13 protein-coding genes and 1 tRNA gene are annotated in these 14,473 nt (G+C 69.5%); 5 read left to right on the top strand and 9 right to left on the bottom strand.

The annotated features are described in order from the left end of the window. Positions 1–1,143, top strand: coding sequence for an AI-2E family transporter (locus tag SHK19_RS08490; RefSeq protein WP_322938385.1), 1,143 nt, complete (start codon positions 1–3; stop codon positions 1,141–1,143). Positions 1,144–1,769: 626 nt separating this feature from the next. Here the strand turns inward: SHK19_RS08490 and cls are convergent. Then, entirely contained in the window at positions 1,770–3,302 is a 1,533-nt protein-coding gene (gene cls / locus SHK19_RS08485; protein WP_322938384.1) for a cardiolipin synthase, read from the bottom strand. An 89-nt stretch (positions 3,303–3,391) separates the two neighbouring features. Here cls and SHK19_RS08480 point away from each other — a divergent pair, with 89 nt between their 5' ends. Further along, positions 3,392–3,907, top strand: coding sequence for an LURP-one-related/scramblase family protein (locus tag SHK19_RS08480; protein WP_322938383.1), 516 nt, complete (start codon positions 3,392–3,394; stop codon positions 3,905–3,907). Between the two features lie 308 nt (positions 3,908–4,215). Here the strand turns inward: SHK19_RS08480 and SHK19_RS08475 are convergent. The 4 genes from SHK19_RS08475 to SHK19_RS08460 all read right to left on the bottom strand — a co-directional run bounded on the left by SHK19_RS08475 (position 4,216) and on the right by SHK19_RS08460 (position 7,669). Beyond that, positions 4,216–4,291: transfer RNA gene (locus SHK19_RS08475), tRNA-Asn, on the bottom strand. A gap of 72 nt (positions 4,292–4,363) precedes the next feature. Next, positions 4,364–4,849 (bottom strand): hypothetical protein, encoded by a 486-nt coding sequence (locus tag SHK19_RS08470; protein WP_322938382.1) that lies wholly within the window; start codon positions 4,847–4,849, stop codon positions 4,364–4,366. Beyond that, positions 4,846–6,720 carry a DNA primase gene (gene dnaG / locus SHK19_RS08465; protein WP_322938381.1) on the bottom strand — a complete coding sequence of 625 codons (1,875 nt, stop codon included), beginning with the start codon at positions 6,718–6,720 and terminating at the stop codon, positions 4,846–4,848. Before dnaG ends, SHK19_RS08470 begins: the two co-directional genes overlap by 4 nt. A gap of 34 nt (positions 6,721–6,754) precedes the next feature. Continuing rightward, entirely contained in the window at positions 6,755–7,669 is a 915-nt protein-coding gene (locus SHK19_RS08460) for a 2-hydroxyacid dehydrogenase (protein WP_322938380.1), read from the bottom strand. Between the two features lie 41 nt (positions 7,670–7,710). On the opposite strand from SHK19_RS08460, the gene SHK19_RS08455 reads away from it, so the two are divergent. Further along, positions 7,711–8,979, top strand: coding sequence for a deoxyguanosinetriphosphate triphosphohydrolase (locus SHK19_RS08455; RefSeq protein WP_322938379.1), 1,269 nt, complete (start codon positions 7,711–7,713; stop codon positions 8,977–8,979). A gap of 131 nt (positions 8,980–9,110) precedes the next feature. Next, positions 9,111–9,491 carry a DUF5994 family protein gene (locus tag SHK19_RS08450; RefSeq protein ID WP_322938378.1) on the top strand — a complete coding sequence of 127 codons (381 nt, stop codon included), beginning with the start codon at positions 9,111–9,113 and terminating at the stop codon, positions 9,489–9,491. A gap of 221 nt (positions 9,492–9,712) precedes the next feature. Here SHK19_RS08450 and SHK19_RS08445 read toward each other — a convergent pair whose 3' ends face one another. Both SHK19_RS08445 and SHK19_RS08440 read right to left on the bottom strand, forming a co-directional pair. Continuing rightward, a complete protein-coding gene (locus SHK19_RS08445) occupies positions 9,713–10,384 on the bottom strand; it encodes a response regulator transcription factor (RefSeq protein WP_322458136.1) in 672 nt (223 codons plus the stop codon). After that, on the bottom strand, positions 10,381–11,457 hold the full coding sequence (locus tag SHK19_RS08440) for a sensor histidine kinase (protein ID WP_322938377.1): 1,077 nt from the start codon (positions 11,455–11,457) through the stop codon (positions 10,381–10,383). Before SHK19_RS08440 ends, SHK19_RS08445 begins: the two co-directional genes overlap by 4 nt. A gap of 139 nt (positions 11,458–11,596) precedes the next feature. Between SHK19_RS08440 and SHK19_RS08435 the strand changes: the two genes are divergently transcribed. After that, positions 11,597–12,208, top strand: coding sequence for a hypothetical protein (locus SHK19_RS08435; RefSeq protein ID WP_322938376.1), 612 nt, complete (start codon positions 11,597–11,599; stop codon positions 12,206–12,208). An 85-nt stretch (positions 12,209–12,293) separates the two neighbouring features. Here the strand turns inward: SHK19_RS08435 and SHK19_RS08430 are convergent, their stop codons facing one another. Beyond that, positions 12,294–13,061 (bottom strand): mucin-2 protein, encoded by a 768-nt coding sequence (locus SHK19_RS08430; protein WP_322938375.1) that lies wholly within the window; start codon positions 13,059–13,061, stop codon positions 12,294–12,296. Positions 13,062–13,306: 245 nt separating this feature from the next. Beyond that, a complete protein-coding gene (gene dusB / locus SHK19_RS08425; protein WP_322938374.1) occupies positions 13,307–14,455 on the bottom strand; it encodes a tRNA dihydrouridine synthase DusB in 1,149 nt (382 codons plus the stop codon). Between the last annotated feature and the right edge of the window lie 18 nt (positions 14,456–14,473).

The following is a 14,473-nucleotide window of genomic DNA, read 5'->3' as shown; positions in this document are numbered from 1 at the left end:
ATGGCCGTCGAGGACGACAACGGCGCCCTCGGCATCGGGCCAGAGTCGGGCGAGACACCGGTCAGGCTGGGGAGGCTGATCGGGTGGGGACCGAAGCTGGGTGTCTGGGCCTGGAGCTTCGTCGGCGTCGTCGTGGCGGTCACCATCGTCCTCTTCGCCGTGGGGGCAGTGAGCGAGATAGTGCTGCCGCTGACGTTCGCCGCCGTTCTCGCCGTGTGCTTCTCCCCGATGGCGGGGGGACTGGTACACCGCGGGCTCAAGCCCGGCGCCGCCGCAGGCCTGGTCGTCCTCGGGCTGCTCGCTCTCGGCGTCGTCGTGGGCTACTCGACCGTCCGGGGGATCACCCAGCAGACGGCCGAGATCTCCAGCTCCGTCGACGCGGCGGTCGCCAACGCGGTCGATGAACTGGACGCCGACGAGGAGTCGCTCGAGACGGCGCGCGAGGCGATCGAGGGTGCGGCTCCCACCGTCGGCGAGGGCTTCGTGACCCATCTGACTGATGGAATCGACAAAGTCATCGGGCTCGCGAGTGGACTGATCCTCGGCGCTCTGATCATGTTCTACCTGCTGAAGGACGGAAGCAGGCTCAGACAATCCGTCGTCGCCCAGTTCGATCCCGCGGCGCAAGGGGAGGTCGACGGTTTCCTCGGGGACTCCTTCGCGACCCTTCGCGACTACGGCCGTGGACGAACCATCATGTCGGCAATCGTGGCCGTCTTTGTCGCACTGGTCGCGCTGCTGCTCGGGCTGCCCCTGGTCTTAACGATCCTGGTCGTCAACTTCATCGGCGGTTACATCCCGTACATCGGCGCGTTCCTCGGTGGAGGACTGGCCGTGATCATCGCCCTTGGCGAGGGGGGGGTCGATTCCGCCGTGATCATGCTCGTCGCTGTGGTGGCCTCCAACCTCCTGTTGGAGAACTTCGTCGAGCCAAAGGTGATGAGTCGGACTCTCGACATCCATCCCTTGGTGGTTCTCGTCGTCACCGCCCTGGGCGGGCTCGTGGGCGGCATCGTCGGCCTGATTCTGGCGGTTCCCGCCTGGGTGATCGCCAGCCGCGGCATCGGGCGCCTTCGCGAACTGGGCTTCTTCGACAGGGTCGCCGACAAGGCCGAGCCCACGGTGCAACGCATTCTCGAATGACGCACCCTTGGATGGCGCCGGGCGAGGACGGTGACTCCCCCAACACCCATCGACCTGTGCGGCGATGACCGCCGAGGTTGATCCTGCCTCTTACTGGGTGCACGTCGAGTTCTACATCACCGCGTGGGACGGGGTGACCCGGACCACACGGCCCGTGACTGCAGGTGCGCCACTCGCAGATGGTCTGCACCGGCACGCCGACTCCCGTTGCTGTGGCGTCGAGTGCACACCTCATCGACATGGACACGCTGTCGAACCCGTGGCCGCACTGGACGCACTGGAGCCGCTGCTGAGCACCAAGGAGCTTGCCGAGGCTAGCGCCGCCCCGTGATCGGAGGCGCAGGCGAGTCCGGACCTGAGCGTGTGAGCCCGACCAGAGGTGCCGGTGGATGTGGGCCCGCGCTGGGCCGTCCGTGAGAGGTGTGTGAGCCCCCACCTCCCCGATTCCCCCGACGCCGTTCGCCGCCCCTTCGCGATCGCGGTGCTGATCGTCGTGGCGGCCGCGTTCAGCGTCTGCCTGGCCATCGTCGCCGTGCAGTGGGCGGAGGAGCGCCTCGACGTCCACGTGGGTGCTGGCGAGCTCGGCGGCTCTCGGCGAGGAACCCGCAACGACCTGACCGGGCATGTCACTGCAGGGCTGCGGTCAACCTCATCACGTTGTCCCAGTACGCCGATCCCCGCGATCGGCCCAGCCAGTCCTCGAGGAGGAGCTCCTTGGCCATCGCACGGTAGGTGTTCTCCACCTTCCGCACCTCGGCGACGACCTCTGGTCCGAGGACCATGAGCGAGACCTCGTAATTCAGGCCGAAGGAGCGCATGTCCATGTTGCTCGAGCCGATCACCGCGACGTCGTCGTCGACACTGAAGAACTTCGAGTGCAGGATCGCCGGCGCGGGGTACATGTAGATCCGCACTCCCGCACGCAACAGGGCTTCGTAGTAGGAGCGCTGGGCGTGGTACACCATGAACTGGTCACCGGCCTCGCTCACGAACAGCTCCACCTCGACGCCACGCTGGGCCGCCGTGGTGATGGCGTACAGCAGGGATTCGTCCGGCACGAAGTAGGGACTGGTGATCGACAGCCGGTGTTGTGCCGAGTACAGCAACGTCGTGAAGGCGCGCAGGTTGTTCTCGGTCGCGAAGCCGGGCCCGCTCGGGATCACCTGCCCCTCGATCTCGCCTGCCGGTGGAGGCGCCGTACCGATCTCCTCGGTGAGCTTGATTTCTGTCTCGCTGTACCAGTCGGTGGCGAAGAGGAGGTTGAGCGCGCTCACCACCGGACCTTCGACGCGCGCCACCAGCTCGACCCACTCGCGCCCGAGCTCGTGGTTCTTCGGCTTGTTGTAGCCGGGCTCGATCAGGTTCAGAGAGCCGGCGAACGCCACCACGCCGTCGATCACCAGGATCTTGCGGTGGTTGCGCAGGTCCGGCCGGCGTTTGAACGGCGCAATCGGCAGCATCGGGTGCCACTCGATCCCCGTCGTGTCCAGCCGCGCCGTGAACTCCTTGTACCCGGGGATGCCGCGCGACCCGAGGTGGTCGAAGAGGAGGCGGACGGTGACTCCGCGCTCGACGGCGCGTACCAGCGCCTCGTAGAACGGGCCGGTCACGTCGTCCCAGGCGGTGATGTAGAACTCGACGTGCACCCAGGTGGTGGCTTTGTCGATCTCGGCTGTCATCGCCGCAACCGACTCCCTGTACACGGAAAACAGGTCCACCCGGTTGCCGGGCATCGCCGGCTGCGCCCCCAGATTTCGGTTCAAGGTGGCCACCGACTGGACGTACGCGGGCCCGGGGAAGCCGGCCTCGAGAGTGGGCACGTTCGCGGTCCGCTCCGCCACGATCGCGTTGACCTCGGCCTGCTGCTCGAACCGCCGGCGCCCGAGCTTGGTCCGACCCAGCACGAGGAAGATCACCCACCCGAAGATCGGGAGTGCCAAGATCAAAAGCAGCCACGCCATGCCGCTGGAGGGCCGCCTGTTCCTGGGCACCACTCCCAGCGCGATCAACTTCAACGACAGATCCAGCAGGTACAGAGCAATCCCGACCCAAGCAGCCATGCCCGCCAGCCTGCCGTGCGCGACGTGAACCGTCCTCACCCAGCATGTATGAAGACGCGTAGTGCTGAGGCGCGGCCCGCCAGGCGCGTGGGCTCTCATCCGAAGCGACGTCGTCCGTTCTGGAGGGTGTGGACCGCGTCTGGCCGGGCCTACGCTGCCGTGACCACCAAGCCACGGAAGGTACGACCATGGGCAGACTGCGCGACCGGGGAAGAAGCGACGACGTACGGCGCTTCCAGATGAAGGAGAAGCTGGCATCGATCGGCGACGACTTCTGGATCGAGGACGAGCAGGGAGACCGCGTCTACCGCGTGAACGGAAAGGCGCTCCGCGCCCGCCACACGTTCGTGCTCGAGGACTCGGCTGGCCAGGAGGTGGCGAAGATCCAGGAGAAGAAGCTGAGCGTGCGCGACAAGATCGCGATCGAGCGCGACGGGAGGACCGTGGCCACCGTCCACAAGGCACTCGTGGGCATCCGGGCCCGGTTCGCGATCGATCTCGAAGACGGGACCGACCTGAAGGCGCACGGCAACATCGTCGACCACGAGTACGAGATCGAGCGCGACGGAGACACCGTTGCCCACATCTCGAAGAAGTGGTTCCGGGTCCGTGACAGCTATGGCGTCGAGATCAAGGATGGCGAGGACGCGGCGCTCGTGCTGGCGACTGTGGTCGCCCTGGAGTCGCTAACGGACGACGAGTAGCCGGGCCAAGCCCTTTGACGCCGATCGGCTGGTCGCGGTCGACCGTGCGCGCACCTCGAACCGCTTGACGAATGCCTTCGCGGCGAGCTTGCCGACGGCGTTGCGGTAGAAGAACAGGGACACCGGTGGCGGCAGTCGCCACGAGACTGGGCCCGCGTCACACGTCGAACTCTCGCCGAGCGGGCGCTTGCCAGATGCCCACGTGCGGATCAAGGTTCAATCCGTGACCATAATGTGTGACCAATGCCGGATTGAGCGAATCACAAAGGGCCTCCGCCTGGGACTTTTCCCAGGTCAGAGGCCCTTCTTGGCTCCCCCGGTTGGACTCGAACCAACAACCCTCCGGTTAACAGCCGAATGCTCTGCCAGTTGAGCTACAGGGGACCGGCTGCCCAGCACGCTGGACAGCCCGGACAGATTAGCAAGGTCGGCGGGTGCCGATGAAATCGGTATCGACTACTCGCCGACGTCGCCGCGAGCCGAGGCGAGCGCCTCGTCGACGACAGTCGCGACGTCCGGATCGAGGGGGTCCAGACCGTCGTCGTAGTCGACGAACCAGGCGATCGCGCCCTGACCTCCGGGTGCCCGCCGGCCGAGGACCCGGACCCCGAGCCGACCCCGGACGGGGACATGGCGCTGTACGACGATGCTCGCGGTGACCCGCTCGCGGACCAGCGCCAGGAGCCGGTCCGGATCAGCGAGGGCGAGCCGGTGCTCCGGCTGTGGCTCGCCGTAGCTGCCGACCTCGATCACGTGCAGCTCGCGCTCGTCGGCGTCCCAGTCGGCCGTCGCGATCTCCTCCCACGGCAGCCGGGGAGGCTCGCGGTCGGGCAGGTGGAGGGCGTCGCGGGTGCCGCCGACGAGGGCACCGCTCGTCGTGTCGGCCCAGGCGAGCAGGCGTTCGCCGGTGGCCATGGACGCCAGTCGGGGCCGGCGCCTCACGCGCCGACGATCCGGTCGCGAAGCGTGCGGCGGTGCTGCTCGAGGGCCGCGAGCTCGCCGAACATCCGGTTGTAGTCGGCGGTGTGCTCCTCCGGGTTGGTGCGCTGGAGGCGCGACTTGATCTCGGCGATCCGCCGCAGGGTCGTGAGCTCCAGGAGGCGGAACACGTAGTGGGCGACGTACGCCGCGTCCGGCTCGTGCGTCGCCGGGATCGGCTCCACCGCCAGCGCGCTCACCGCGGAGGAGACCTCCGGCTCGGTGGCGGCCTCGCGGACCCTGCTCGCCCAGCTCGGGTCGCCGTCGCCCGCGGCGGGGCCACCGGCCGCCTCGACCAGTGCCCAGACCGCCCGGTACGTGGGGTGGGTGAAGTCGTTGGCGCCGATGTCGGCCGTCGTGCGGCCGATCGCGATCGGGTGCTGCAGGACCAGCTTGAGCGTTTCGCGCTCGATGGCGAACCGGGGGTCACGCAGGTCGGGGAGCTCGCGTCGGGGTCGCGCCTCAGCCTGATCCCCCGGCGCCGCGCGGGTGTCGGCGCGGCCACCGCGGGCCGCGGCCCGGCGGACCTCGGACAGGATCTGGTTGGTGTCGAGATCGCCGCCGATCATCCGGGAGATCTCCTGGGCGAAGGCGGTCACCTTCGACTGGTCGCGGATCGAGGACACGAGCCGCGCCGCCTCACGCATGGCGTCGATGCGACCGTCTGCCCGGTCGAGGTCGAACCTCGTCACCACGTTGGCGAGGACGAAGCGGTAGAGCGGCTGCCGGGTCGCGATCAGCTCGCGGACCGCGGCGTCCCCCTCCTTGATCCGCAGGTCGCACGGGTCCATGCCGTCCGGGGCGATCGCGACGTAGGTCTGGGCGACGTACTTCTGGTCGCCCTGGAACACCTTGAGCGCGGCCTTCTGTCCCGCTTCGTCGCCGTCGAACGTGAAGATCACCTCGCCGCGGAACTCCTCGTGGTCGGCGAGCAGCCGGCGCAGCACCTTGGCGTGCTCGTCGCCGAACGCCGTGCCGCAGGTCGCCACCGCGGTGGTGACGCCGGCCAGGTGGCAGGCCATCACGTCGGTGTAGCCCTCGACGATGACGGCCTGCGACGACCGCGCCATGTCGCGCCGGGCGAGGTCGACCCCGTAGAGCACCTGGCTCTTCTTGTAGATCGGCGTCTCCGGGGTGTTGAGGTACTTCGCCTCGATCTTGTCGTCGTCGAAGATCCGGCGGGCGCCGAAGCCGATCGTGTCGCCCGAGGTCTCGCGGATCGGCCACAGCAGCCGCCCCCGGAACCGGTCGTACGGTCCACGACCCACGGCGACCAGACCGGCGGCGACCACTTCGTCGAGGGAGAACTTCTGGTCGCGCAGGTGGTGCCACAGCGACTCACCGTCGCGCGGGGCGAACCCGACGCCGAAGTGCGCCGCCGAGGCCTGGTCGAAGCCACGCTCGGCGAGGAACTGGCGCCCTTGCACCGCATCCGGGCTCGCGAGGTGGTCGGCGTAGAACTCCTGGGCCACCGCGTGCGCCTCGATCAGCCGGCGCCGCTGCGGACCCTTGGGCCGGTCGTCCGGACCACCCTCCTCCCGACGCAGGTCGACGCTGTACTTGTCGGCCAGCCGCTCGACCGACTCCACGAAGGACAGCCCGTCGATCTTCATCAGGAAGGCGATGACGTCACCGCCTTCCTGGCAGCCGAAGCAATGGAATCCGCGGCCTGGACGCACGTGGAACGACGGGGACTTCTCGTCGTGGAACGGACACAGGCCCTTCAGCGAGCCGCCACCGGCGTTGCGCAGGGTGACGTAGGCCGACACGACCTCTTCGATCTTGGCCTTCTCGCGCACGGTCTGGATGTCGTCGTCGCGAATCCGGCCGGCCATGTCGGTGATCCTAGGCGTTGGTCCCGACGGGAAGTCAGTACTCCCCCGTCACCACATTGGCCAGCGGCCCGCCGCCTGCGAACCGGTGCAGCTGGTCGCGAACGAGCCGGTGCGCGCGCGGCCACATCGCGCTGCTCGCGCCGCCGACGTGGGGCGAGACCAGCAGGTTCGGCACGTCCCACAGTGGGTGGTCCTCGGGCAGCGGCTCGGGGTCCACCACGTCGACCGCGGCGTGGATCCTCCCGGTGCTCAGCGCGGCGACCAGGTCGTCGGTGACGACGACCGGGCCGCGGGCGAGGTTCACCAGCAGCGCCCCGTCCTTCATCCGGGCCAGGAAGGCGGCGTCGACCAGCCCTCGGGTGTCCGCGGTGAGCGGGACGACCAGGATCACGACGTCGGCGTCCGGCAGCAGCGAGGGAAGGTCGTCGATCGTCCGGACGCCGTCCCGCTCCGATCGCGCCACCTTCACCACCTCGACCTCGAACGGCGCCAGCCGGGCCTCGACCGCGGCGCCGACGGCGCCGTACCCGACGATCAGCACCCGCTTGTCCGCCAGCGCCGGGCGCCATCCCGGCGTCCACTCGTGCCGGTCCTGGGCGCGCACGAGGCCTGGGAGGCCGCGCAGCGACGCCAGGACGAGCGTCACCGCGAGCTCGGCGGTGGAGGTGTCGTGGATTCCGCGTCCGCTGCAGAGCGTCACCCCCTGCGGGATCCGGTCGCGGATGTTGTCGACACCGGCGGTCATCGTCTGCACGACGCGCAGGCTGCTCATCCGGTCCAGCACCTCGGCCACCCGCGGTCCGACCTGGTAGGGCGGCACGTAGAAGGCAACCTCTCCCACGGTGTCCGGCACCTCGGCGGTCGGGTCGACCACCTGATAGCGCAGTCCTGCCGGCGGGTCGTCGAGGACGGAGGGGTCGAACGGCAGCCAGACCAGCGGTGCGCTCACGGCTGGTGAGTCTACGGCGGGCGAGCGGTAGTCTCCAGCCGGTGGAGGTCGAGGAGCGGTACGGCGCCGCCGACAGCGAGCGGATCGTGCCGGAGCCCCCGAAGCGGGTCGATGCCCCAGAACGCAAGCCGTTCGAGCGCGACCGCGCGCGCGTCGTCCACGCCGCGTCCTTCCGTCGACTCGCGGCCAAGACGCAGGTCGTCGGACCCCAGAGCGACGACTTCGTCCGCAACCGGCTGACGCACAGCCTCGAGGTCGCGCAGATCGCGCGCGACCTCTCTCGCGCGCTCGGCACTCATCCCGACATCGCCGAGACGGCGGCCCTCGCCCACGACCTCGGCCACCCGCCGTTCGGGCACAACGGCGAACGCGCCCTCAACCGGCTCGCCGCCGACTGCGGCGGGTTCGAGGGCAATGCCCAGACCCTGCGGCTGCTCACCCGGCTCGAGGCGAAGACCGCCGACACGGACGGGGACTCTGTCGGCCTCAACCTGACCCGGGCGACGCTGGACGCCTGCACGAAGTACCCGTGGCCCAAGGCGGAGGCGCCGCAGCCCGGCGGCGTGCACAGCGACGGCGTGACCCGGGAGGGCGCCAAGTTCGGGGTGTACGACGACGACCGACCTGCGTTCGACTGGGTCCGGATCGGCGCGCCGGCCGGCCGGCGGCGCTGCGTGGAGGCGCAGGTCATGGACCTGGCCGACGACGTCGCCTACTCCGTGCACGACGTCGAGGACGGCACGGTCGCAGGCAAGATCGACCTCACCCGCCTCGACCGCGAAGCCGTCTGGGAGACGGTCCGGTCGTGGTACGCGCCAAACACCACCGACGACGCCCTCGACGAGGTGCTCACCGGGCTGCGGCAGATCGGCAGCTGGCCGACGACGTCGTACGACGGATCGCGGCGCAGTCTCGCTGCGCTGAAGAACCTCACCAGCGACCTCATCGGGCGCTTCTGCGGCGCCGTGCAGCAGGCGACCTTCGCGGCGAGCGACGGACCGTTCGTCCGCTACCGCGGCGACCTGGTCATCCCCGCGCAGACCTGGACCGAGATCACCGCGCTGAAGGGCATCGCCGCCTACTACGTGATGCAGGACGACGACCGGGTAGCACTCCAGGAACGCCAGCGGGAGCTCCTCGCCGAGCTGGTCATCGTCCTGCAGGACCGGGCTCCGGAAGAGCTCGACGAGGCGTTCCTCGCCGACTGGCACGCGGCCGCCGACGACGCAGCCCGGTTGCGGGTGGTCGTCGACCAGGTGGCGTCACTGACCGACGCGTCTGCGGTCAGTTGGCACGAGCGGCTGACCTGATCGCTGTCGGGAGCGCGCCGTTCTGGGCGAGAACGCCCGAGGTTCCTGTGCCGCCGCGTACGATGAAGTGCAGGTCGAGGGAACGGCGGTGCATCCGGTGCCGCACCGCCGGCCCCCAGGAGAGGCTCGCCATGGGTGCTCCGAGAGCCCACAACCAGCAGCAGCGCTATCCGCAGCCGCTCGGCGCGCTCCGCCTCGAGCTCGCCCCGACCTTCGACCGGGCCGAGGCGGCCGGACTGTGGTGGCCCTACTCCCGCGACCTCACCCGGGAGGCCGCACACCTGATCGACGACTTCCCCGCCGACCGTGGTCGGATCGATCGCCTGGTCTACGCCCCGATCGACTGGGACGTCGTCGCGACCGAGGTGTTCACCAACCGGGGCCGGGTCAAGGTCGGGTTCCTGTCCGCCGACCGGCGCGGAGGCGTGGTGCTCCTCCGGCTCACCGGCAACGGGATCGTCCAGCTCCGCGTCGCGTGGGCCGCGCCGACCTGGCGGATGCGCCCGAGCTGACGCGGCGCGAGCGAAGCGACGACGCGCTCGCGCAATCCAGCTGCTGGCGGAGTCGGATGATCGAAGTGACCGAATGGCATGCCAAGCAGGTGTCCACGCGCCGCCAGTCACGCGTGGCATCCTCTGAAGGTGAGCGCCGGCCGTGAAGCGGGGAAGCCGAGCAACATTCACGCTCGCCGGCGCGTCACGGACATCCCCGAGGGGCGACAAGCTCCTCCGGCTCAGCTGATGCCAGGAGGCTCTCCCGCCCGGACGAAGCCGGCCTCGTAGGCGAATACGACGGCCTGGATACGGTCACGGGCCTCAATCTTGGCCAGCGTGTGTGCCACGTGGCTCTTGACCGTCGTCTCGCCGAGGTGGAGTCTCGCCGCGATCTCTGTGTTGGAGAAACCGCGCGCCAGGAGCGCCAGCACCTCACGCTCTCTTGCGGTCAGCCTGCCGAGTTGCTGCTGGGCGGTCGGGTCCGCCACGGTCCGGCCGAGCACGTGCTCCTCGACAAGTCGCACGGTCAGCCGCGGGTCGAGCAGCGCGCCCCCCTCGCACACGGTGCGGACCGCGTGCAGCAGGTGCTGACGCGGCGAGGACTTCAGCAGGAAACCGCTGGCTCCGGCCCTGAGCGCTTCGACGACGTACTCGTCGAGGTCGAACGTGGTGAGCACGAGAACTCGGCAGCCGGTGCGGGAGGTGATCCGGCTGGTAGCTTCGAGCCCGTCCACCCCGGGCATCCGGATGTCCATGAGCACGACGTCGGGGGTGAGTCGGGTGGCGGCGCGCACGGCCTCATCACCATCCGCGGCCTCCTCAACCACCTCGATGTCCGCCTGGGAGTCGAGGATGAGGCGGAGGCCGTCGCGGACCAGGGCCTGGTCGTCGGCAACGAGGACCGTGATCACGGCAACGGCACCGCCAGTCGCACCCTGAAGCCTGATCCTGCCCGGGAGGCGTCCACGCTGCCGCCGTACAGGGCCGCTCGTTCCCGCATGCCGACCAGCCCGTGTCCCGCGCCCGCGGCGCCACTTCGGACTGGCCCGTCGTCGGCGACCGTCGCCAGCACCTGCCGGTCGCCCGCAGCCACGGCGACCTCGACGCGCCGGGCGAGGGAGTGCTTGGCCGCGTTCGTGAGCGCCTCCTGGACCACGCGGTACACCGTCAGCTGGATCCCGGTCGGCACGCCACCCATGTCACCGTCGACAGTGAGTGCGACCTCACGACCGCTGCTCTCGAACTCGCGCACGAGGTCGGGCAGCTGCGCGAGCATGGGTTGGGGCTCGTGTCCCTCCCGGGGATCGGTCTCGCGCAGAAGTCCCAAGAGAAGCGTCAACTCGCCGATGGCCTCACGGCCCGACCGCTGAACCTGTCGCAGTGACCGTCGCGCGGCTTCCGGGTCGGAGCCGAGCAGCTCGTCCGCGGCCTCGGCATGGAGGACCATCACCCCGAGCCCGTGCGCCACGACGTCGTGGAGCTCCCGCGCGATGCGCCCCCGCTCATCGACCACGGCGTCCCGAACCCTGGTGTCCGTCTCCACGGCAAGACGACCGGACCGGGCACGCACGAACCGGCCCACCGCGAAAGCACCGAAGAAGTACACGATAGGGTAGATCCACTCGAACGGCGCCGTCGGCTGGGTGACGCTCGTCCCCACCACTGCCGCCGCGATGCACACCAGCCCCGCGACGGTCGCCACCGCCCCGGAGAACCGGCCGACGGAGTAGGCCATCACGACCAGCGCCAGGAAACCGGCGAAGGGCGGGTTCGGCTCGATCGCGAACGCGTACGTCGTCGCGGCGGCGCCGCTGACGACGACGACCGGCAGCGGCCAGGTGCGGCGTACCAGCAGAGGCATCGTCATGCCCAGCGTGAGCAGCGCGGCTGCCTGGGGATGATCGGGCGGAGCCGACACGAGCTGGACGAAGCCGAGCGCGACGAGCGTGCCCGTGACGAGGACGTCCACCTGCTTGATCGACATGGCCCGAGGCTATCCACGACCGGCTTCGTCCGACGTCCTCCTCGCGGAGGAGAAGGACGGTCTTCCAGGAGGTCGATCGACGAGACGACTGCTTCCTAGCGTGAGCCGTCCCAACCATTCGGTCGCAAAGGAATCCGCCATGAACCTCCGTCCTGCCGCCCTCGCAACCGGGCCACTCACCCTGCTGAGCCTGCTCCTGCTCGTGGTCACGTTCGTCGTCGAGGGCTTCGACTCCGACCTCGCCATCGCCAAGTCTCCCTACGCGATTGCGGCGTCCGTGTGCGCCACGGTCGGCGTCATGCTGCTGGTCCTGGCGCTGTTCCGCCTCTCCCAGGAGTTCGCCGGCCTCCGCGAGGGCGTCGGTCAGGCCGGCGTCTGGCTCGCGATGGTCGGCACCCTCCTCGGGGTCGGCGGCGCCTGGAGCATGGTCTTCGTCCTGCCCGGTCTTGCGCAAATGGACGGCGCCGGCGCCGAGATCGCGGGGTCCGGGATCCCGCTCGTGCAGGCCGGGTTCATCGCGTCGTACATCATCATGGCGATCGGCTGGCTGCTGACCGGGATCGGCCTCCTGCGCAGCGGAGAGGCCCCGCGCTGGGCTGGCGTCGCTCTCATCGTCGGTGCGCTGTTCTGCTTTGCCCCGCTGCCGACACGGTTCTTCGTGATCGCGCTGGTCGTTACTGCGATCGAGTCGAAGGTTATCGGGCGCGGGACGATCCACTCCCGCGTCGCGCCGTCGTCGGCGCTGGTCTGAGCGTCGAGCCGGGTGCGGCGGCGTCACCACAGCACCGCTGCACGGCAGACGTCCAGGCTTACATCCGGTGCAACTTTTGCTGGTTTCAGTAGGTCGTGACGTGCACGTGGTCGTAGTGGTTGGCGGTGGTGGACCCGCGGTCCTCCATGCCTCGCCAGCCCTCGCCGGAGCGCTCCACGGACCAGATGCTCTGGGAGTAGATGACGTAGCTGACGCCGAGCTCGGCGTAGTGGGCGCGGACGAACTCCGCGACCTGCCAGCCCCGGTCGCCGGACACCATGATGTCGATGGCGATGCCCTGCGCGTGCTCGCCGTCGCTGCGGAAGGTGCCGTAGGAGGTGAGCTCGGGGAAGTTGGCGCACACGGCCTCGTGCACGAGCGTGATGTTGGGGCTGACGGCCGACGGCACGGAGCTGCCGTTGGTGCAGTCGCCACCGAGGGCGAACGGCTTGTCGGCACTGAGGTAGCCGGCGGTCACCCATCGAGCTTGGCCGTTGAGGACGATCTCCTCGCGGCCGTTCATCGAGCGGCCGGTGACGAGGACCTTCTTGTCGCTCGCGAGCTCGCCGAGCTTTTCGGCCTTGGCGTCCGGGCGGGTCCACAGGTTGAGGGTGGTCGTGGTCCAGAGCTCGGAGTCTGCCTGCTTGACGGCCTTCTCGACCGCCTCGGCGGTGAGCATCTTGTCGACCGGGCTGACCACCGCGACCTTGCCACGGGCATTGCCGCTGTCGCGGGAGACGACGGGGAGGTCGCGCAGGTCGCGCTCACGAATGCTGTCGCGGTCGCCGCTGCTGTCGACCGCCGACGAGGAGTCGGCAGCCAGCAGGTTCGAGGCCGGGACCGAGCCCGCCACGCCTGCCGAGACTGCTGCACCTGTTGCTAGTACTGCCAAGGGGGCCGCGATGAACGCTGCCCGAGGCTTGCGTCGCGCGGTCTCCCGCTTGTGGCTGTGCTTGCCTGCCACGCGCTGATTCCTTTGCTTTCGCTTGTCTTGTCAGGTGCCCGAGCCACCGTAGCGGCGTCGGGCACGAAGGTCGACTAAAGCACACGAGTTTTCACACTCCGAATCCCGAGGGGGTGTTCGGACCGTGTTCCCGGTCACCCTCCGGTGGTCTCGTCGACGGCTTCCTGAAGGTGGCAGTCGCTGCCGTCGGCGTCGTCGAGCCACCCTTCCGGGAGCACCACGCGGCTCCGCGGAGCGCCCTGACGACCGCGCGGCGCGCCCAGCTCGGAGACCGGGAACGGCTCACCCGGATCGAGGTCCGCGAGCAACCGGTCGAGGTCGGCGAGCGTCGACACCAGGCCGAGCGAACGACGCATCTCGCCGCCTGCCCCGAACCCCTTGAGGTACCAGGTCACGTGCTTGCGGAACTCCTTGCAGCCCCGCTCCTCCCCCATGTGCTCGACCAGCAGCTCGGCATGGCGGCGCATCATCGTCGCGACCTCGCCCAGGGACGGGAGGGTCGTCACCTCGGTCCCGTCGAACGCGGCGGCGAGGTCACGGAACAACCAGGGCCGTCCCAGGCAGCCCCGGCCGACGACGACGCCGGCAGCACCGGTCTGCTCGACCATCCGGACGGCGTCGGCGGCCTCCCAGATGTCGCCGTTGCCGAGCACCGGGATGTCGACGTGGTCGACCAGCCGGGCGATGGCGTCCCAGTCGGCCTCGCCGGAGTACGCCTGGGCGACCGTGCGCCCGTGCAGCGCGATCGCCGCACAGCCGGCGTCCTGGGCGATCCGGCCGGCGTCGAGGTACGTGAGGTGGTCGTCGTCGAGTCCCTTGCGGGTCTTGATGGTGACCGGCACGTCGTACGGCGTCGCCGCCGCGATCGCGGACTCGAGGATTCTGGCCAGCAGCCCCCGCTTCCACGGCAGCGCCCCGCCGCCGCCCTTGCGGGTCACCTTGGGCACCGGGCAACCGAAGTTGAGGTCGATGTGGTTGACGCCCCATTCGCCGCAGAGCAGCTCGGCAGCCTTGCCGACGTAGGCGGGATCGGTGCCGTAGAGCTGCACGGACCGCACCTGCTCGGCATCGTCGAACACGAGCATCCGCCGGGTCGTCGGGTCGCCCTCGACCAGCCCGCGGCTGGTGATCATCTCGCAGACGTAGAGGCCCGCGCCGTGCTCGGCGCACAGCCGTCGGTAGGCGGCGTTCGTGATGCCCGCCATCGGCGCCAGCACCACCGGCGTCGCGACGCGCAGGGATCCGAGCTCGAGGCCCGGGTGCGCGGCGGCGGTCGACGTCATCCGTCCATTGTCCGGGCG

It is taken from the genome of Nocardioides bizhenqiangii, from assembly GCF_034661235.1.
In the GTDB taxonomy this organism is placed as follows: domain Bacteria; phylum Actinomycetota; class Actinomycetes; order Propionibacteriales; family Nocardioidaceae; genus Nocardioides; species Nocardioides bizhenqiangii.
Note: the sequence above shows the minus strand (reverse complement) of the source record. Positions and strands in the feature narration are given on the sequence as shown.

Excerpts from the sequence above, each read along its gene's own strand:
- cls (WP_322938384.1), bottom strand. The coding sequence starts at position 3,302 with ATGAGAGCCCACGCGCCTGGCGGGCCGCGCCTCAGCACTACGCGTCTT.
- dnaG (WP_322938381.1), bottom strand. The coding sequence starts at position 6,720 with ATGGCCGGCCGGATTCGCGACGACGACATCCAGACCGTGCGCGAGAAG.
- SHK19_RS08450 (WP_322938378.1), top strand. The coding sequence starts at position 9,111 with ATGGGTGCTCCGAGAGCCCACAACCAGCAGCAGCGCTATCCGCAGCCG.
- SHK19_RS08490 (WP_322938385.1), top strand. The coding sequence starts at position 1 with ATGGCCGTCGAGGACGACAACGGCGCCCTCGGCATCGGGCCAGAGTCG.
- SHK19_RS08435 (WP_322938376.1), top strand. The coding sequence starts at position 11,597 with ATGAACCTCCGTCCTGCCGCCCTCGCAACCGGGCCACTCACCCTGCTG.
- dusB (WP_322938374.1), bottom strand. The coding sequence starts at position 14,455 with ATGACGTCGACCGCCGCCGCGCACCCGGGCCTCGAGCTCGGATCCCTG.
- SHK19_RS08480 (WP_322938383.1), top strand. The coding sequence starts at position 3,392 with ATGGGCAGACTGCGCGACCGGGGAAGAAGCGACGACGTACGGCGCTTC.
- SHK19_RS08440 (WP_322938377.1), bottom strand. The coding sequence starts at position 11,457 with ATGTCGATCAAGCAGGTGGACGTCCTCGTCACGGGCACGCTCGTCGCG.